This window comes from Paraplanobispora siamensis (genome assembly GCF_016863175.1).
GTDB classification, from domain to species: Bacteria; Actinomycetota; Actinomycetes; order Streptosporangiales; family Streptosporangiaceae; genus Planobispora; species Planobispora siamensis.
On the sequence record NZ_BOOJ01000012.1, the window covers coordinates 275784 to 293904 of the forward strand.

General features: G+C 72.2%; 18 protein-coding genes. 8 read left to right on the forward strand and 10 right to left on the reverse strand.

Annotated elements, in window-relative coordinates; genetic code table 11:
* Positions 1-120 precede the first annotated feature (120 nt).
* Positions 121-723 carry a hypothetical protein gene (locus tag Psi01_RS06815; protein ID WP_204063070.1) on the forward strand — a complete coding sequence of 201 codons (603 nt, stop codon included), beginning with the start codon at positions 121-123 and terminating at the stop codon, positions 721-723.
* Positions 724-1035: 312 nt separating this feature from the next.
* Here the strand turns inward: Psi01_RS06815 and msrB are convergent, their stop codons facing one another.
* Positions 1036-1437, reverse strand: a complete 402-nt coding sequence (msrB, locus tag Psi01_RS06820; protein ID WP_204063071.1) for a peptide-methionine (R)-S-oxide reductase MsrB — start codon at positions 1435-1437, stop codon at positions 1036-1038.
* Positions 1438-1908: 471 nt separating this feature from the next.
* Between msrB and Psi01_RS06825 the strand changes: the two genes are divergently transcribed.
* The 4 genes from Psi01_RS06825 (at position 1909) to Psi01_RS06840 (ending at position 5292) form a co-directional block, all read left to right on the forward strand.
* Positions 1909-2517 (forward strand): hypothetical protein, encoded by a 609-nt coding sequence (locus Psi01_RS06825; RefSeq protein ID WP_204063072.1) that lies wholly within the window; start codon positions 1909-1911, stop codon positions 2515-2517.
* 3 nt (positions 2518-2520) lie between these two features.
* Positions 2521-3210, forward strand: coding sequence for a class F sortase (locus tag Psi01_RS06830; protein WP_204063073.1), 690 nt, complete (start codon positions 2521-2523; stop codon positions 3208-3210).
* Between the two features lie 83 nt (positions 3211-3293).
* The gene (locus Psi01_RS06835) at positions 3294-3920 is read left to right on the forward strand and encodes a TetR/AcrR family transcriptional regulator (protein ID WP_204063074.1); all 627 of its coding nucleotides are present in this window, start codon (positions 3294-3296) and stop codon (positions 3918-3920) included.
* Between the two features lie 136 nt (positions 3921-4056).
* Positions 4057-5292, forward strand: coding sequence for a beta-1,3-glucanase family protein (locus tag Psi01_RS06840; protein WP_204063075.1), 1236 nt, complete (start codon positions 4057-4059; stop codon positions 5290-5292).
* 54 nt (positions 5293-5346) lie between these two features.
* Here the strand turns inward: Psi01_RS06840 and Psi01_RS43170 are convergent, their stop codons facing one another.
* From Psi01_RS43170 to Psi01_RS06870, 4 genes are all read right to left on the reverse strand, one after another.
* Positions 5347-7869 carry an acyl-CoA dehydrogenase family protein gene (locus Psi01_RS43170; protein ID WP_239127211.1) on the reverse strand — a complete coding sequence of 841 codons (2523 nt, stop codon included), beginning with the start codon at positions 7867-7869 and terminating at the stop codon, positions 5347-5349.
* Between the two features lie 51 nt (positions 7870-7920).
* Positions 7921-9360 (reverse strand): aldehyde dehydrogenase family protein, encoded by a 1440-nt coding sequence (locus tag Psi01_RS06860; protein WP_204063076.1) that lies wholly within the window; start codon positions 9358-9360, stop codon positions 7921-7923.
* Positions 9361-9437: 77 nt separating this feature from the next.
* Positions 9438-9809, reverse strand: coding sequence for a hypothetical protein (locus tag Psi01_RS06865; RefSeq protein WP_204063077.1), 372 nt, complete (start codon positions 9807-9809; stop codon positions 9438-9440).
* 86 nt (positions 9810-9895) lie between these two features.
* The gene (locus Psi01_RS06870) at positions 9896-10618 is read right to left on the reverse strand and encodes a pyrimidine reductase family protein (RefSeq protein ID WP_204063078.1); all 723 of its coding nucleotides are present in this window, start codon (positions 10616-10618) and stop codon (positions 9896-9898) included.
* Positions 10619-10739: 121 nt separating this feature from the next.
* On the opposite strand from Psi01_RS06870, the gene Psi01_RS06875 reads away from it, so the two are divergent.
* Positions 10740-11126 (forward strand): hypothetical protein, encoded by a 387-nt coding sequence (locus Psi01_RS06875; protein ID WP_239127212.1) that lies wholly within the window; start codon positions 10740-10742, stop codon positions 11124-11126.
* A gap of 7 nt (positions 11127-11133) precedes the next feature.
* Here Psi01_RS06875 and glgX read toward each other — a convergent pair whose 3' ends face one another.
* The 3 genes from glgX to Psi01_RS06890 form a co-directional block, all read right to left on the reverse strand.
* Positions 11134-13257, reverse strand: a complete 2124-nt coding sequence (gene glgX, locus Psi01_RS06880; protein ID WP_204063080.1) for a glycogen debranching protein GlgX — start codon at positions 13255-13257, stop codon at positions 11134-11136.
* 193 nt (positions 13258-13450) lie between these two features.
* Positions 13451-13879 carry an OsmC family protein gene (locus tag Psi01_RS06885; protein ID WP_203874130.1) on the reverse strand — a complete coding sequence of 143 codons (429 nt, stop codon included), beginning with the start codon at positions 13877-13879 and terminating at the stop codon, positions 13451-13453.
* An 87-nt stretch (positions 13880-13966) separates the two neighbouring features.
* On the reverse strand, positions 13967-15409 hold the full coding sequence (locus Psi01_RS06890) for an ankyrin repeat domain-containing protein (protein WP_204063081.1): 1443 nt from the start codon (positions 15407-15409) through the stop codon (positions 13967-13969).
* A 116-nt stretch (positions 15410-15525) separates the two neighbouring features.
* On the opposite strand from Psi01_RS06890, the gene Psi01_RS06895 reads away from it, so the two are divergent.
* Both Psi01_RS06895 and Psi01_RS06900 read left to right on the forward strand, forming a co-directional pair.
* On the forward strand, positions 15526-16305 hold the full coding sequence (locus Psi01_RS06895) for a DUF1707 SHOCT-like domain-containing protein (protein ID WP_204063082.1): 780 nt from the start codon (positions 15526-15528) through the stop codon (positions 16303-16305).
* An 85-nt stretch (positions 16306-16390) separates the two neighbouring features.
* The gene (locus Psi01_RS06900; RefSeq protein WP_204063083.1) at positions 16391-16651 is read left to right on the forward strand and encodes an RNA polymerase sigma factor; all 261 of its coding nucleotides are present in this window, start codon (positions 16391-16393) and stop codon (positions 16649-16651) included.
* Here Psi01_RS06900 and Psi01_RS06905 read toward each other — a convergent pair.
* A complete protein-coding gene (locus Psi01_RS06905; protein WP_239127213.1) occupies positions 16637-17395 on the reverse strand; it encodes a sirohydrochlorin chelatase in 759 nt (252 codons plus the stop codon). The two genes, Psi01_RS06900 and Psi01_RS06905, sit on opposite strands and share 15 nt — an antisense overlap.
* Complete coding sequence (locus Psi01_RS06910; RefSeq protein ID WP_204063084.1) at positions 17392-18120, reverse strand: phosphoadenylyl-sulfate reductase; 729 nt, start codon at positions 18118-18120, stop codon at positions 17392-17394. The genes Psi01_RS06905 and Psi01_RS06910 overlap by 4 nt, the downstream gene beginning before the upstream one ends.
* Position 18121 lies beyond the last annotated feature (1 nt).

The following is an 18121-nucleotide window of genomic DNA, read 5'->3' on the forward strand; positions in this document are numbered from 1 at the left end:
CAAATGTTTGCCATACTCAGGGAAAATCACCTGTCTGCGAGGCGAGCGGTGACGAGGGGCGAAGGTTTGGCGCGTTCCAGGCGGCACAGGGGCACCCGGCGGAAGAAGACGCGGCCGTGGGTGTTCGAGGCGTCGGTCGGAGCCGCGGCGGTGGCGGTCGCGGCCCTCGTCGGCGGGTCGGTGTTCGGCGCCGATCCGGTGACGGGCGGCACCGTGGCCGTGGGAGTCTCCCCGCGGCAGGACGGCCCGGCGGAGGGGCCCGCGGGTCCCTCCGGAGCCGGCGGGGGAGTCCCCGAGGCCTCCGGCGACACCGTGTCCGAGGCGTCCGGCGGCGCCGCGCCCACGGGCGGGGCCACCGGCGGCGAAGAGCGGCGGGAGGGCCAGTCGGCCCAGGAGAGCAAGGCGTCGGGGCCGTCCCGGCACACCGACGCCAAGGCGGTGGCCTACTTCCAGCGGAACAAGGCGGCCAAACGGATCAAGGACATCCGCACGGTCGGCGGCTATCTCCGGATATATACTGACATGCCGGAGTCGGCGGACAACTCCGAGCAGGCGCTGGAGCTGTGCGAGACCGGCCGCGAATATCTCGAGGGGCTCGGGGTGGAGAACCCCGTGATCTTCGTCCAGGCGGAGTTCGGCGAGAACGGCAACCCCATCCTGGCCAACGTGCTGGGCCCCGACGACTCCACCTGCCAGGTCACCCACCCCGAGCCGGGAGATTGACCGGTCCCCGCAAGGCGGTCGTGGACGTGCCCTTTTGGAGCGTTCCCAGGACTCACTTCACGCGGACGCGGGTCTTCCCGCACACCGTGCAGCGTTGAGTGATCACCCTGCCGATGGTCTCGATGATCTCCCACCGATGCCGGAGATGCACGGGGACTCCTCGAAAGAAAGGTCACGTTGCGGAGATCCTCACGCACCGTATGTGATGAACTCTACTAGTGTGTGCTCCCCCGTCGTAGGGGTCGAGGAGTGCCCCCATGGCCGCGCACGTCCCGCCGGGACCGCCGGGACCGGCGGGACGCGGGCCGGTGGTCAGCCGGCGGGCTCCAGTCTCAGCGAGACGGAGTTGATGCAGTAGCGGTCGTCGGTGGGGGTGGCGTAGCCCTCGCCGTGGAAGACGTGACCGAGGTGGGAGTCGCAGCGGGCGCAGCGGACCTCGACGCGGACCATCCCCAGGGAGCGGTCCTCGAGCAGGGTGACCGCGTCCGAGGAGGAGGGCTCGTAGAAGCTGGGCCAGCCGCAGTGGCTGTCGAACTTGGTCTCCGACCGGAACAGCTCCGCCCCGCAGGCGCGGCAGCTGTAGACGCCCACGGTCTTGGTGTCGACGTACTCCCCGGTGAAGGGGCGCTCGGTGCCCGCCTCGCGAAGCACGTGGAACTCTTCGGGAGAAAGTTGGACGCGCCACTCGGCGTCGCTCTTGACCACCTTGTCCATACCCCCGACTCTACGTGAGGGTCCGGGGCGGAAAGAAAATCTTGGGAGCGAAGCATCCTTTCGCGTGGGATTTGGCGTCTTTGCTGACGTGGGGGGTTTTCACCTTCCAGATGAGGGATGAGATCATCCGTCCGCCGTCCAGGAGTTCTACGGGGACGGTCGAGATGCCGCCGGCCGGGTGGCGCGCCAGCGCCCGGGACCGGAGAGCGGGACGGGTGATCACGTGGTCCGTCCCGTCGAGAGCCCGGTCCCGCCGCCGCGGTGACTCCGGGACGGACCAGCCCTCCGAGATCCCCGGCCCTGGTCCCCGTCCCTTCGAGATCTCCGGCGCCCGCCGTGGGGGAGGGGCCGCCGGGCCGGGACGGACATCTGTTGCGCTTCCATTACATTACTTGACTCCAGGTCCAATAGTTCGCGAAGCTCAGCCGTACATCGGGGCTCGGGAATCTCGTCGGCACCGGGAGTGAAGCTGTGGCAGTCGCAGGAACACGACGTCTCGCCGCCGCGGGCGCGGCGGTGGCCTTCACGGTCGGCGGCGTCGGAATGGCGGCAGGTGTGGGTACGGCCACCGCCCAGACCTCCGCGGCGCGCGGGCCCGCCGTGGCGGCCACCTGCGAGGAGGGCGTGGCCGTGTGCGAGTCGCAGCCGGGAAGCCCGCCCTCGGAGGGCGACCCGTGGGCCGAGGAGCACGGGTCCGGCCCGAGCCTCGGCGGCTCCGAGCCGGGTGAGAGCTTCTCCGGTGACCCGGAACCCGGAGAGTCCGGACAGGGCGACTGGCCGGAGCCGGAGCCGGATTCCGACGAGACCTTCGCGAGCATCCCGCTGCCGCGCTCCCCGGGCGAGAGCTGGTCGGCCGCCCCCGGCGAGACGTTCTCCAGCGGCCCGGCCTCCCTGCCCCCCTCCCCGTGGAAGCCCGCCGGCGGCGGGCGCAAGGTCCCGCAGGGCGCTCCGCAGACCGGGGCCGGCGGCCTCGCCGCCGAGCCCACCGTCTGGCCCTTCGCCGCCGGTGGCGGGGCGCTGCTGATCGGTGCCGGGCTGGCCGGCTACGCCGTACGGCGCCGGCGGGCGGGTGAAGCCTGAGCGGTGCCCCCGACCCCGTCCCGGACCCAGCTGCTCGCCCTCGGCGGAGCCGTCGCGGCCGCGGTGGCCGGGATCGCGTTGATCGCGTTCGGCGTCGCCGGAATGGTCTCCGGAGGCGGTCCCGGAACGGCCGCCGAGCCGGTGCCGACCCACGTCCCGCGCCACCCGCCCGTCCTGACCGAGCCCGCCGACGTGCTGGCCCGGACCTTCGCCCGGCCGATGGGCAGGTCCGTCCCGCGGGCCGTCTACATCTCCAGGATCGGGGTGGCCGCCCCGCTGATGCAGCTGGGCCTCGACGCCGAGGGCGCCATCGAGAACCCGCCCCTGTCCCCGGCCAACATCGCCGGCTGGTACCGCCACGGTCCGGCCCCCGGCCAGAGCGGTCCCGCCGTCATCACCGGCCACCTGGACACCCGTACCGGGCCCGCGGTCTTCGCCCGCCTCGACGAGGTCAGGCGCGGCGACCAGATCCACGTCATGCGCTCCGACGGCTCCGTGGCCGTCTTCGTGGTGGACAAGCGCGAGCGCGTCGCCAAGGAGGACTTCCCCACGGCCCGGGTGTACGGTGACGTGGACTATCCCGGCCTGCGCCTGGTCACCTGCGGCGGCGTCTTCGACCGCGGGGCGCACAGCTACCGGGACAACACGATCGTCTACGCCCATCTCGTCCGGGCCTACCATCCGCCCGGGTGACCCTCCGGCGGGTCCGGGATGCCATGATCGATTATTCGGCTTTACCCAGAATAAAATGAATTACCGTCTGATAAAGTCAATGCGTGGTGGAAGGGAAGCGGGCGTACCGCTCGGCCCTCCGCGCCGAGCAGGCGGAACGGACCAGGGTGGCCGTGATAGCCGCCGCCGCGGAGTGCTTCGTCGAGAAGGGCTACGCCGAGACGACGATGAAGGACATCGCCGCCCGGGCGGGCGTCTCCGCGCCGACCGTCTATGCGCAGGGGGCCAAGGCCGAGCTGTTGCTGGCCGCGGTCGACCAGAGCCTCGTCGGGGACGCCGCGCCCGAGTCGCTGCGGGAGCGGGACTGGTTCCGGCGGCTGCTCGAGGAGCGGGACAAGAAGGAGAAGCTGCGCCTGCTGCGCGAGATCGCGCTGAACCGGCCGCCCATGTCCGGGGAGATCATGCGGGCGTTCCGGGAGGCGGCGCCGGGCGACCCCGAGATCGGCGAGGCGTGGGAGGAGTACCAGCGGCGCCGCTACGCCGACATGCGGGTCCTCGTGGAGTCCTTCGCCCACCTGCTGCGCCCCGGGCTGACCGTCGAGCGCGCCGCCGACGTCTTCTGGGCGGTTTTCGACGAGCAGACCACCGAGGTGCTGCTCGGCCGGGGATGGACGCTGACCGAATGCGTCGACTGGATGATCGACGGCATGGACCGCCTCCTGCTCCACTGACGGCGTCCGGGGCATGCCCGGCTCATGCTTCGAGAGCGCTCTCTTAGACCCGGCTTAAATGTAACTTAAGCGGCTATTTGTCTGGAGAGCGCTCTCGTAGGCTGCCTCGCGCTGGTAGACGATCGAGGAGTCGCTTATGCCCACCCCACGCACGACACTCCGTCGGCTCGCCGCGGTGGCCCTGACCGTGCCCGCCCTCCTGGCCGCCGCCCCGGCCCCGGTGACGGCGGCCTCGGGAACGGGGACGGCCGGGACGCAGGCGCGGACCGCGCCGCCGAGCCTGCTGCCGCTGACCGTCACGAACCGGTCCGGACGGGGGGAGCAGATCCACATCTACGTGCTCGGCACGAACCTCACCACCGGCCGGCTCGGATACGCCGACGCGAACGGCGTGTTCGCCCCCTGGCCGGCCGGCTCGATCCCGCCCAGCCCCGCCCCCGACGTCGCGATCCCCGGGCCGGCCAAGGGCGCGGCCAAGACGCTCCGGCTGCCGCTGAACATGTCCGGCCGGGTGTACGTCTCCTTCGGGGCGAAGCTGAAGTTCTCCCTGACCCCGGACGGTTTCGTGCAGCCCGCGCCCTGGGCGCCGGGCGACCCCAACCGGGACATCCTGTTCGACTGGACCGAGTTCACCTACAACGGCAGCGGCCTGTGGCTGAACACCTCGATGGTGGACATGTTCAGCGTGCCCCAGGCGGTCGAGGTGACCGGCGGGGACGGCACGCGCAGGCGGACCGGGGACCTGGTGGCCAACGGCCGTGAGCGCATCTTCGACGCGGTGAAGAACCAGCCGGGCGACTGGGCGAAGCTGATCCATCGCCGTGCCGACGGGACGCGGCTGCGGGTGATCTCGCCCCACAAGGGCATCGACACCGGCGTGTTCAGCCCCACCTACATGGACGGCTACATCCGCTCGGCCTGGGAGACCTACCGGAGCAGGACGCTGACCGTCGTGCCGTTCGAGAACGAGCCCGGCAGGAAGTTCCTCGGCCGGACCGACGCCTCCGGCGTGATGCACTTCACCGACGCCTCCGGCGCCCGGGTGGCGTCCTTCCCGCGGCCCTCGACCAAGGACGTCTTCGGCTGCGACGGGCGGCTGCACGCGCCCAACGACCCCGTGGTCGGGCCGATCGCGCGCACCCTGTGCGCCGCGCTGCACCGCTCGACGCTCGGCTATCTGCACACCCAGCCGACCAGGGACCCCGCGCAGTTCTACACCAGGACCGTCACCGACCACTACTCCAGGAAGCTGCACGCGCACTCGGTGGACGGCAAGGCCTACGGCTTCGCCTTCGACGACGTCGGCCACTTCGAGTCCCTGGTCCACGACGGCTCGCCGAAGTCCGCCGGGATCACGCTCACGCCGTTCTGAGACGTCCCGAGACGTCCTGAGACGGCCGGACGCGCCCTCGGCGGGCCGGGGAGGTCAGGGATCCCTGGGCAGGCCGAGGGCGCGTTCGGCGATGATGTTGAGCTGGACCTCGGTGGTGCCGCCGCCGATGGTGAAGGCGCGGGTGGTGAGGATCATCCGGTTCCAGTACGGCGAGGCGGGCGCGAGGGACCAGCAGAACTCCGAGATCGCCTGGGAGTGGCGCATGCCGAGGAGCTTGCGGACGCTGGAGGCGGTCCCGGAGTCGCCGCCGGACAGCTGGGAGAGCGTCACGCGCAGGCCGAGGGCCGAGACGGCCTGCCCCTCGGCCCACACGCGCCCGGCGCGCTCCAGGTCGGCGGGGCGCAGGACGCCGGGGCCGCCGAGCGTGCCGATCAGTTTGACCATGTCGGTGTGCTGGGAACCCGGACCCCACGAGTCGCCCAGGGCGACGCGCTCGTGGGAGAGGGTGTCGCGGGCGACCCTCCAGCCCCGGTTGACCTCCCCGACCACCAGGTCGTCGGGGACGAAGACGTCGTCGAGGAAGACCTCGTTGAAGATCTCGTCCCCGTTGATCTCCTTGAGCGGCCGGACCGTGACGCCGGGGGAGGACATGTCGACCAGGAAGTAGGTGATGCCCTCGTGCTTGCGGGCGTCCGGGTCGGTCCTGGCCAGGCAGATGCCCCAGTGCGCGTACTGGGCCAGGGAGGTCCAGATCTTCTGGCCGCTCAGCGACCAGCCGCCCTCGACCCGGACGGCCTTGGTGGACAGGGACGCCAGGTCGGAGCCGGCGCCGGGCTCGCTGAACAGCTGGCACCAGGTGATCTCGGTGGTGAAGGTCTTCGGCAGGAAGCGCTCCCGCTGTTCCGGCGTGCCGTACCGGACGATCGAGGGCACGGCCCAGGCTCCGATGCCCAGGTTGGGGCGGCGGACGCCCCCGGCGCGGAACTCCTGGTGGATGACGACCTGCTCCAGCGGGGAGGCGGCCCGGCCCCAGGGCTCGGGCAGGTACGGCATGATCCACCCCTCGGAGGCGAGGCGGGCCAGCCGGGTGAGCGGTTCCTCGGCCGCCAGCGAGGCGACGGCGGCCCCGACCTCCCGCCGGAACGCCTCGGCCTCCCGCGGCAGGTCCGGGCTCATGTCCCTGCGGACCCCGCCCGAGGCCAGCACGGCCACCCGTTCGGCCCATCCGCCGGGGTCGCCGCTCAGCGCCCGCAGCGACAGCGCCCGCCGGTAGTACAGATGGGCGTCGTGCTCGTAGGTGTAGCCGATGCCGCCCAGCACCTGGATGGCGTCCGCCGCACACCGCACGGCCGCGTCGGCGGCCAGCACCCCGGCCACGGCCACCGTCAGGAGGGTCTCATCGTCCAACCGTCCCGGAGCGGCCACAGCGGGGGAGTCCTCCCCCGGAGCCGCGGCTATGGATGAATCCCCGCCGGGAGGCGCGGCGGAGGAGCCGTCGCCCCCGGGCGCCGCCGCAGGGTTCGCCGTCGGGGAGCCCTGCCCGTCGAGGGCGCGGGCGGCGTCCCACACGGCGGCGCGGGCCTGCTCCAGGGCGACCAGCATGGCGGCGCAGCGGTGCTTGACCCCCTGGAACTGGCCGATCGGGCGGCCGAACTGCTCGCGGACCTTGGCGTAGTCCGCGGCGGCGGTCACCGCCCAGGCGGCCACGCCGCACGCCTCGGCGCCGAGCAGGACGGCGGCCAGCACCTCCACCAGCTCCGCGGTCACGCCGGGCAGCACCCGCTCTTCCGGTACGGCACGCGCCGCCACCGTCACCGCCGTCAGCGGCCGGGTGAGATCGACGCCCTCCAGCGGGGCGGTCACGCAGTCCGCGCGGTCCAGTGCGGCCCACCGGCCGTCGGGCAGCGGCAGGACGAACAGATCCGCGCCGGAGGAGCCCAGCGCGGTCGCGAACGGCACACCGGCCCCGCCGCTCCCGGCTCCGCCGCTCCCGGCTCCGCCGCTCTCGGCCGTGCCGCTCCCGGTCCCGTCAGCCTCGGACCCACCGCTCTCGGCGGCGCCGCTCCCGCCTCCGCCGTTCCCGGTCCCGCCTGTGGCGGCTTCTCCGGTCCCCGCACGGCCGTCCGGCGGGATGGGCAGGGCGGCGCGGGAGCCCGCAGGCAGGACGACGGCGGCGGTCAGGGAGCCGTCCGCCAGCGCGGCCAGCAGGGCCGGTACGGCGGAGGCGCGGCGGGATCCTTCGGATGAGGCCGCGTCCGGGGCGTCCGAGGGCGTCTCCCCGGCGGGATCCGGTACGGCTCGGCGGGACCCTTCGGCGGAGGCGGGGTGGTGGGCTTCCGGTATGGCGCGGGTGATGACGGCGGAGGCCAGGGCGGTGGGGAGGAAGGAACCGGGCGCGCAGCGTTCGCCGAGTGCCTCCAGGGCCACGGCCAGCTCCGCCAGGCCGCCGCCCTGCCCGCCGTACTCCTCGGGCAGGTGCAGCCCGAGAAGTCCCTGCGCGGCCAGTGCGGCGCGGAAGGGTTCGTGCTCCATGCCGCGCGGTGCGATGTTCCGCGCGGCGAAGCCGCGGACGGAGTCGGCCAGCGCCCGGTGTTCCTCAGTGATCCCGATGCCCATGGGCCGACTCTAGAACCATATTCGGTTCGGGGTAAGACCCCGGGGCCGCTCTCAGGTCTTGATGATGGCCGCCTTCTCCCTGGTGTACTCCAGCACCGCGTCATGGCCGTAACCGGAGTCCTTGACGCCGCCGAAGGGCAGGCCGGGCGGCATCTGCCGGAAGGTGTTCACCCAGACCGTCCCGGTCTGCAGGTCGCGCAGGAAGCGCTGGGCGCGCCCGAGGTCGCGGGTCCACAGGCCCGCCGCCAGGCCGTAGGAGGAGTCGTTGGAGATCGCCAGCGCCTCGTCGTCAGTGTCGAAGGGGATGGCCACGGCCACCGGGCCGAAGATCTCCTCCTGGCAGACCCGCAGGGAGTTGTCGGTCGTGGTCAGCAGCGTCGGCGCGACCCAGTACCCGCCCGGCATGGACGGCACGACCTCGGCCCCCGTGGCGCCGCCGAACACCAGCTCGGCGCCCTCCTTTCCGGCGATCTCCAGGTAGGAGGTGACCCGCTCGTACTGCCCGGCGGAGACGATCGGGCCCATCGTGGTGGTCATGTCGAGGGGGTCGGCCAGCCTGATCTCCGAGGCGATCGCGGTGATGCGCTCGATCATCTCGTCCCAGACCGGGCGGTGGACCAGGATGCGCGACCCGGCCACGCAGACCTGGCCGGCGTTGCCGGTGTAGACCGAGTCGACCGTCACGCCCCGCGCGGCCGCGTCGAGGTCGGCGTCGGAGAAGACGATGTTCGGCGACTTGCCGCCCAGCTCGAAGGTGAGCGGCTTGAGCGCGTCGGCGCTGGCCCGGGTGATGGCCTGGCCGGTCTGGGTGGAACCGGTGAGGCTGACCTTGTTCACCCCCCGGTGGCGCACCAGCGGGTCGCCCACGTCCTCGCCCAGGCCGCTGACGATGTTGAGCACGCCGGGCGGCAGCACCTCGGCCAGCAGCTCGCCCAGCCGCAGCACGGAGGCGCAGGCCTGCTCGGCGGGCTTGACGATGACGGTGTTGCCCGCCGCGAGGGCGTAGGCCGCCTTGGCGGAGAAGGTCGAGATGGGGGAGTTCCACGGGATGATGCACACCGCCACGCCGTACGGCTCCCGCCGGGTCAGTCCCATGCTGTCCGGGCCGAGGATCACCGTCTCGCCCTTGACCGCGTCCAGCACCTGGCCCGCGGCGATCTGCCACAGGTGGGTCATGCCGGGCAGGTCCTTCTTCAGGGTGTCGCGCAGGATGCGGCCGTTGTCGGTGGTCTCGATCCTGGCCAGCTCCTCGGCGTGCCCGGCGAACACCTCCGCCACCTTGCGCAGGAAGTGCGCCCTGCCGAGGGCGGGCATGCCCGACCACGCCGGGAACGCGGCGCGCGCCGCAGCCACGGCCGCCTCGGCGTCGGCCCTCCCGCTCGCCGGGATGCGGGCCCACACCTCGCCGGTCGCCGGGTTGACCGAGTCCAGTGTGCGGCCGTCGGCGGCGGGCACCAGCCGTCCGCCGATCAGGTTGCGGTACTCGTCCACGCTTCAACTCCCGCGTCAGCCGTACGGAAACGTGAACAAGCATACGCTTGGTTGGTGTGGGAGGGGAAGGCGCGCCCCTATCGCTCCCGGCCTCCCCTGGCGAAGGCGAAGTTCACCGCGATGATCCCGGCCCACGCGACCAGGATCAGGTAGGCGAAGTCGTCTCCGGCGAAGGGGAGGGCGATCGTGACCCCCACGCCCAGCACCATGGAGACGATCGCCAGCGCGAGACGCTGCCCGGCGGCCACCGTGGGATTGACGGCCGGGGCCAGCTTGCCGGCCTGGCGGGCGATCCGCTCGTCGACCCTGCGGTCGATCTCCAGGTCCACCTTCTCCAGGAAGCCCTCGATCAGGGAGTCCTCGAATTCGGGACCGAGGTCGCGGCGGGCCGCGACCGTGGCGCGAAGCTCGTTTCCGGCGGAGGAGGATCCGGGGGAGGATGACGTCATGGTCGAGATATATCGTTTTTGTCGGTCTCTGTCCACCAACAGAGGATTTCTGAATGGGTGTCCTCGACGCGGAGGACCCGCGCGGGTCAGCCGGGCTCGCGGACGTACCGGGTGAACAGGAAACCCTCCTCCTCCAGGACGTGGGCCAGCCGCAGCCGGGTCAGGACGTCGGCGCCGTTCAGGATCCGCGAGGCGGCCCCGCCGATCAGCATCGGGCTGACCGTCAGGCAGACCTCGTCGACCAGGCCGGCCTCCGCCAGCTGCCCGTTGATCCGCGCCCCGCCCTCGCACAGCACCCGCCTCAGGCCCCGGTCGCGCAGCTCCTCCAGCGCCGCCGCCAGGTCCACCTGATCGTCCCCGGCCACGATCACGTCGGCGTGCCGGGCGGCCTCGGCGCGCCGGTCCGCCGGCGCCGCCCCGCAGGTGACGACGATCGTGCGCGAGTCCGGCCCGGCCTCGGCGAACAGCGCGGAGGTCAGGTCCAGCTCCAGCCGCCGGGTGACCACCGCCACCGGTGGGGCGTCCGGGCGGCCCTCGCGCAGCGGCGGCCACGACGCCCTCGGCCGGGCGGGGCCGTACCCTTCGTCGCGGACGGTCGAGGCGCCCGCCACGATCACGTCGGCCAGCCCGCGCAGCACCCCGAAGACGCGCTTGTCACCCGCGCCGGACAGCCCGCCCGACAGGCCCTTGAGCCAGGTCCCGCCGTCGGTGCTGGCCACCATGTTGAGCCGGACGCAGGGGCCCTCCGGGTAGGCGTAGGCCCGGGTGAGATCGACGTCGTCGGCGGTCACCGGATGGATGAGGCGCATTCCCCCACCCTGTCACAGCTCCGGCGATAACGGATTCGACGCCGGTGGTGACTTCGGGCGTCCGCCGTTACATCATTCCTCACAGGAGATCAGGGAGGGCCGTGTGGGGTTGGCGGCGATCGTGACATGGTTGATCACTGCGACGGTGGGGATCTATCTGCTGTACCTGTGGCTGTCGGGCGGCGGCCTGCGCCGGCAGGCGACCAAGGTCACCCGCTTCCCCGCGACCCTGGTCTTCTCGCATCCGGTCCTGGCGGTCTCCGCGCTGGGCTGCTGGATCGCCTACGTCCTGACCTCCGAGCGGGTCTTCGCCTGGGTGTCCTTCGGCGTGCTCACGCTGGCCGCGCTGCTGGGATTCGTCATGTTCACCCGCTGGCTCGGCGGCGGCCGCCACGCCCGCGGCGCCGAGAACGGCTTCCCGATGATCGCCGTGCTGCTGCACGGCGCGGCCGCGCTGACGACGTTCGTCCTGGTCCTGCTGACCGCCGCCGTCGCCACGGGGGCGTGAGCGGGCCCTAGGCCGTCCTGGGGCAGCACAGCAGCTGCATGGAGCGCGAGGTCACCGCGATCACGGACTCGGCCGGCCAGTACTCGTCGGGGAACGGCTCGTCCCTGACGAACTCGTCGGCGGTGTCCAGCACCGTGCGCCACCCGGCGCCGTAGCGCGACTCGGGCAGCGCGAAGGTCATGTCCTCGTGGTGGCCGTTGATGAGCAGCAGGAACGAGTCGTCGACGATCCGCTCGCCGCGCGGGCCGGGCTCGGTGATGGCCCCGCCGTTGAGGAAGACGGCCAGCGACTTGGCGTAGCCGGTGTGCCAGTCGGCCGCCGACATCTCCTCCCCCGAGGGGGTGAACCAGACGATGTCGCGGGTGCCGTCGTCGGCCTTGCGCCCGTGGAAGAACCTGCGCCGCTGGAAGACCGGGTGGTTGCGGCGCAGCTCGGACAGCATCCTGACGAAGTCCAGCAGCTCCTTCTCGTTGTGGGTCTGCGACCAGTCGACCCAGGAGACCTCGTTGTCCTGGCAGTAGGCGTTGTTGTTGCCCCCCTGGGTGCGCCCGATCTCGTCGCCCTGGGAGAGCATGGGCACGCCCTGGGACAGGAACAGGGTGGTCAGGAGGTTGCGCCGCTGCCGGCGGCGGAGCCGTACGATCGCGGGATCCTCCACCGGTCCCTCGGCGCCGCAGTTCCACGAGCGGTTGTCGTCGGTGCCGTCGCGGTTGTTCTCGCCGTTGGCGTCGTTGTGCTTGCGGTTGTAGGAGACCAGGTCGGTCAGGGTGAACCCGTCGTGGCAGGTGACGAAGTTGATCGAGGCCACCGGCCGGCGCCCGGAGGTGGCGTACAGGTCGGCCGAGCCCGTCAGCCGGGAGGCGAGCTCCGGCAGCGCCGAGCCGTTGCCCCGCCAGAAGTCGCGGACGGTGTCGCGGTACTTGCCGTTCCACTCGGTCCACAACGGGGGGAAGTTGCCCACCTGGTAGCCGCCCGGGCCCACGTCCCAGGGCTCGGCGATGAGCTTGACCTGCGAGATGATCGGGTCCTGCTGGATCAGGTCGAAGAACGCGCTGAGCCGGTCGACGTCGTGCAGCTCGCGGGCGAGCGCGGCGGCCAGGTCGAAGCGGAAGCCGTCCACGTGCATGTCCAGCACCCAGTAGCGCAGCGAGTCCATGATGAGCTGCAGCGCGTGCGGGGAGCGGACGTTGAGGGAGTTGCCGCAGCCGGTGTAGTCGAGGTAGTACCGCCGGTCGCCGTCGTGCAGGCGGTAGTAGGCGGTGTTGTCGATCCCCCGGAAGCCCAGGGTGGGGCCCATGTGGTCGCCCTCGGCGGTGTGGTTGTAGACCACGTCGAGGATGACCTCGATGCCCGCCTCGTGCAGCGCCCGGACCATCGCCTTGAACTCCAGCACCTGCCCGCCGCGCTGCCCCGAGCCGGAGTAGGCGTTGTGCGGGGCGAGATAGGCGATGGTGTTGTAGCCCCAGTAGTTGGTCAGCCCGCGCGCCACCATCGCGTGCTCGGGGACGAACTGGTGCACCGGCATCAGCTCCACCGCCGTCACGCCCAGGCTCAGCAGGTGCTCGATGACCGCCGGATGGGCCAGCCCGGCGTAGGTGCCGCGCTGCTCCGGGGGGACCGCGGGATGGCACATGGTGAGCCCGCGCACGTGCGTCTCGTAGATGACGGTCTGGTGGTACGGCGTGCGGGGCGGCCGGTCGTTACCCCACTCGAAGAACGGGTTGATCACCACGTTCTTCGGCATGAAGGCGGCGCTGTCGTCGTCGTTGAGCGCGCTCGGATCGGTGAACCGGTACGAGAACATCGACTCGTTCCATTTCACCTCTCCCTCGATCGCCTTGGCGTAGGGGTCCAGGAGCAGCTTGGAGGGGTTGCAGCGGTGTCCGTGGGAGGGATCGAAGGGGCCGTGCACGCGGTAGCCGTACCGCTGCCCCGGCATGATCCCGGGCAGGTAGCCGTGCCAGACGAACCCGTCGACCTCGGGGAGGTCGATCCTCTCCTCGCGTCCGTCGTCGTCGAACAGGCACAGCTCGACCCGCTCGGCCACCTCGGAGAACACCGAGAAGCTGGTGCCCGCGCCGTCCCAGGTACCACCCAGCGGATACGGCTCTCCCGGCCAGATTTCGCGCATATGACCCTATTCTCCTCCAGTCCGGGATCCGTCGCAGGGTGTTGACTCTTTTGTCACCTTCACCAGTCACGGGAAACGTGGCGTTCAGGGCTGACCTGGCATGCTCCATCGCAAGTCCGGACAAGCCAACCGAGGCGCCGGGACCGGTCACGCGCGCCCCGGTGGGGGCGCGCGTGACCGCGGAGTGCGACGGTCAGCTCAGCAGCTCGGCGTTGAGCGTGATCGTGGTGCCTCCCAGCGCCTTGCTCACGGGGCAGTTGGCCTTGGCCGTCTCGGCCGCGGTCTGGAACTGCTCGGCGGTGAGGCCCGGAACCTGGGCGCGCACCGACAGGACGATCCCGGTGATGCCCTCACCCGGCTGGAAGGTCACCTCGGCCTTCGTCTCCACGGACTGCGGCGGGGTGCCCGCCTGGGCGAGCCCGTGCGACAGCGCCATCGAGAAGCAGGAGGAGTGCGCGGCCGCGATGAGCTCCTCGGGGGAGGTCTTGCCGTTGGCCTGCTCGGCGCGGGAGGGCCAGGACACGTCGAACGTGCCGACGCCGGAGGAGTCCAGCGACACGGTGCCGGAGCCGTCGAGCAGCGCGCCCTTCCAGTTGGTGGTCGCGATGCGTGTCGTCGCCATGGCGATGTCCCTTTCGATTGGTTAGGTGTTCATGAGCGAACATACGCCGTCCGCCTGTGACGGCATGTGCCCGGGAGGGCCCGGAGGTCAAAGATCGCTGACGAGGTCCCTGGCGTAGTCGTCGTCGCTTTCGGCCAGCACCCGCTCGACGCCCGCCCTGGCCCGCGGGTCGCCCCGCTCGGCCAGGCCCCGCGCGGCCTCGGCCACCGTGTTCAGGTCCTCGTCGGCGAGCCGGGCGGCCAGCGCGTCGCGGATCTGCGGGCTGTCCTGGTCGAGGCCGGCCAGGCCCATGGTCGCCCAGTCGCGGACGCCCTCGTCGGGGTCCTCGGTCATCGCGATGAGCAGGGCGAGCCCCTCGCTGTGGCCGGGCGGCAGGACCGCGGCCAGCGCGGCGGGATCGGCCTCGGTGCGGGTCCAGCCCTCGGCCGTGACGATCCTCAGCACCTCGGGCAGGGCGCGGGGGTCGGCGTGGTGGCCGAGCGCCCCGAGCACCGAGCGCAGCACCCGCTCGTCGCCCTCGGTGACCGCCATGCGCCGCAGGACGGGCAGCGACTCCTCGACGAAGGGCTTGTCGTCCTCGGTGAAGCCGAACTGCGCCAGCACGTCGACGGCGAACTCGCGCTTGCGCGGGTCGTCGCTGGCGCACAGCCGCACGGCGTCCTCGAAGGTCCCCCGGTCGCCGCGCCGGCTCAGCGCGCCCGCCACGGCCCACCAGGTCTCGGCCTCCTCGTCGAGGTCCCGGTACGGCAGCGCCCGCTCGACCATCTCCTCGAAGGGCGTCGGCTCGCCCGCCGCCTCCTCCAGCAGGGTGGCCACCGCCGCGTGCCCGCGCTGGCTCTGCACCTCGGCCAGGACCGCGCCCTCGGCGTCCAGGGCCCTGACGGTCACCAGGTCGGTGCCGTCCTCGGCGCGCGTGCGGCCCACGACGATCCCGGCGTCCTCCGGCACCCGGTCGGAGATCTGCTCCAGCAGCGCGTTCTCCAGCTGGACGCCGAGCCAGTCGTAGGCGATGGCCAGCGGCGTGTCGCCGTCGCCGTCCGGCCGCCCGGGATCGGCCCCGGCCTCCAGCAGCGCCCGCACCGCGCCCGGCGCGCCACGCCGGGCGGCCAGGGTCAGCGCGGTCTCGCCGTCGTCGTTGGCGTCCTCGGCCGGCGCTCCGGCGTTCAGCAGCAGGCGGAGCATGTCGGCGTGCCCGTTGGCGGCGGCCCAGAGCACCGGGGACCAGCCCTGGTCCTCGCGCCCGGCCGGGTCCGCCCCGGCGTCCATCAGCGCCTGGGCCGCCTCGCCGCGGTTCAGGGCCGCGGCGGCGCACAGCGGCAGCCCCTCGTCCTGACCGCCGCTGCGCCGGTTCGGGTCGGCGCCGGAGGCCAGCAGGATCCGCACCAGGTCGGCCCGGCCGTTCGTCGCCGCCCGGTAGAGCGCGGTCGGTTCCTTCTCGCCCGCCGGATCCGCGGGCGTCCCCGTCCGGAGCAGACGCTCGATCCGCTCGGTGTCGTTCTCGCCCGCGGCGTCCAGAAGCTCTTCGTACATGTCTCCGGATCATAGGTGTCCGCGATCGCGGCGGGCGCGCGCTGCGCCGGTCGATGTAGGGGCTTTCCTCCTTCGGGAGGATCCTTTCCACCGCGACTCGCGATATGTTGTGAGTTGTGAATGATCCGGGTGGAATCCGCGCGTCGGACGCCGAGCGCGAAGCCGTCGTCGAGCAACTCCGCGTCGCCTCGGTCGAGGGACGGCTCACCCTCGGTGAGCTCACCGAGCGCACGGAGGCGGCCTACACCGCCGTCACCCAGGCCGAGCTGGCCGTCATCACCTCCGACCTGCCGGGGCTGGGTCACATCCCGGCTCCGGCCCCCGCGCCCGTCCCGCGGAAGGAGGGCCGGTCGCGGCGCTGGTTCGTGGCGGTGATGGGCGAATCCAAGCGCCGCGGCAAGTGGCGGATCGACCAGGAGCTCGGCGCGGTGGCCGTGATGGGCGACGTCGAGCTGGACCTGCGCGAGGCCGAGGTGCGCACCGGCGTGGTCGACATCGCCGCCACCGCGGTCATGGGCGATGTGAAGATCATCGTCCCGGACGGGGTGGACGTCGAGCTCGACGGTGTCGCGATCATGGGGGACAAGAAGGTCCAGGTGATCGAGGCGCCCCCGGGCATGAACGTGCCGGTCGTCCGGGTCAGGGCCTTCGCCCTGATGGGCGACATCAAGGTGATCGGCGACTCCCGGGCCAAGCCCGTCAAGAAGGCCTGGGCCGCCTGGCGGGAGCAGTGGCGCGAGCTGCGCGGGGAACTGACCGGCGAGCCGTACCGGCGGCTGCCGCCCGGCGTCCCGCAGCAGCCCTACCCGCCGCAGGCGCCCGGGCACGGGCTCCACTCCCATCCCGACCCGCACGGCGAGCGGGGCCACGGGTCCGGGTGGTCGCACGGGCACTGATCGCGATTTTCCCGGAGCGTGCAACGTCCGGCGCGGCCTGATCGGTAGTACCCGGTGACAATCACCGAACAGTGAGGATCACCGCATGCGTGACCGGGCCGACTTCGAGCGCTACGTCGAGCAGCGCTCGGGCCGCCTGCTGCGCACCGCCTACCTCCTGTGCCGCGACCGGGACACGGCGGAGAAGAGCCGCGCCGACCTCGGTTTCCAGATCATCATGATGCGGGCGGAGCCGTGCGAGAGCGGGCCGGACTGCCGCTTCCTGGCCGAGCCCTGGTCGTACGGCGAGGGGCCGCAGCCGGCCCCCGACCCGGATGCGGAGGTGTCGCGCTCAGGCGGTGATTGACCGCTCGCCCGCCTCCAGGGCCTGCCCGTAGCGTTCGAGCAGCACGGAGGCGACCTCCGGGGCGGCGCCGAGCACCTCCGCGACGATCTCGGCGCCCGCGGCCAGGGTGCGCTCGCGCGTCCTGTCGGCGAAGTAACCGGGCGCCAGCAGATAGGGGGAGACCACCACGCGGGGCGCTCCGGCCTCCAGCAGCCGCCGTACCTCCTGCTCGGGGGCGGGCTCGGCGGCCGAGGCGTAGGCCGCGCTCACCGACCACCAGCCGCGCCGGGCGGCCCAGTCCGCGGCGATCGCGGCCACGGTGGCGTTGGCCCGGCGGTCGCTGGAGCCGGCCGAGAACAGGACCACGGCGGTCTCCGGGTCGCCGGCCGGCACGCCCGCCTCGGCCAGGCGCCGCTCCAGGGCGTCGGTCAGCAGCGGGTGCGGGCCGAGCGTCGTGCCCCGGTGCACGCGCAGCCGCGGCTGCCGGGCCGCGACCTCGGCCAGCGCGCCGGGGATGTCGACCTTGCTGTGGTAGGCCTCGGTGAGCAGCAGGGGCAGCACCGCCGCCTCGGTCAGCCCGGACAGGGCCCCGGAGAGCGTCGGGGCGGAGTGGTCGAGGTAGGCGGCGCGCACGGGGATCTCCGGCCGCGACCGCCGTACCGCGTCCAGCAGCTCCTCCACCGTCGCGGCGGCACGCGGATCACGCGACCCGTGCGCCACCGCCACCAGGGGGACCGGCCGCGCGGCGGAGGAACTGCGGCTCACGTGTGGATGCCGCACTCGGTCTTGCCCATCCCTGCCCAGCGGCCGCTGCGCGGGTCCTCGCCGGGGGCCACCTGACGGGTGCAGGGGGCGCAGCCGATCGAGGGGTAGTTGTCGTAGTGCAGCGGGTTGATCAGCACGCCGTTGTCGGCCATGTAGTTGTCGACGTCGTCCTGCGTCCAGCGGGCGATCGGGTTGACCTTGACCATCTGCCGCTTGGCGTCCCACTCCACGACCTTGATGCCGGCGCGGGTGGCCGCCTCGTCCCGGCGGATGCCGGAGACCCAGGCGAGGTACGGCTCCAGCGCGCGGTTGAGCGGCTCCACCTTGCGCAGGTAGCAGCACAGGTCGGGGTTGCGGCCGAACAGCCGCGGGCCCAGGTCGCGCTCCTGCTCGGCCACGGTCCGGGACGGCTGCACGTTGATCACGTTGACGTCGTAGACCTGCTGGACCGCGTCACGGGTGCCGATCGTCTCGGCGAAGTGGTAGCCGGTGTCGATGAAGAGCACGTCCACGCCCGGCTTCACCCTGCTCACCAGGTCGATCATCAGCGCGTCGCTCATCGACGCGGTCAGGCAGAGCCGGTCGCCGAAGGTCGCCGCCGCCCACCGGATGATCTCGATGGCCGGGGCGTCCTCCAGGAAACGCGCGGCCGACTCGACGATGTCCTGCATGTCGAGCGCGCCGCGCTGCTGACGTAACCCGATTTCAACGTCCACGATGCTCATG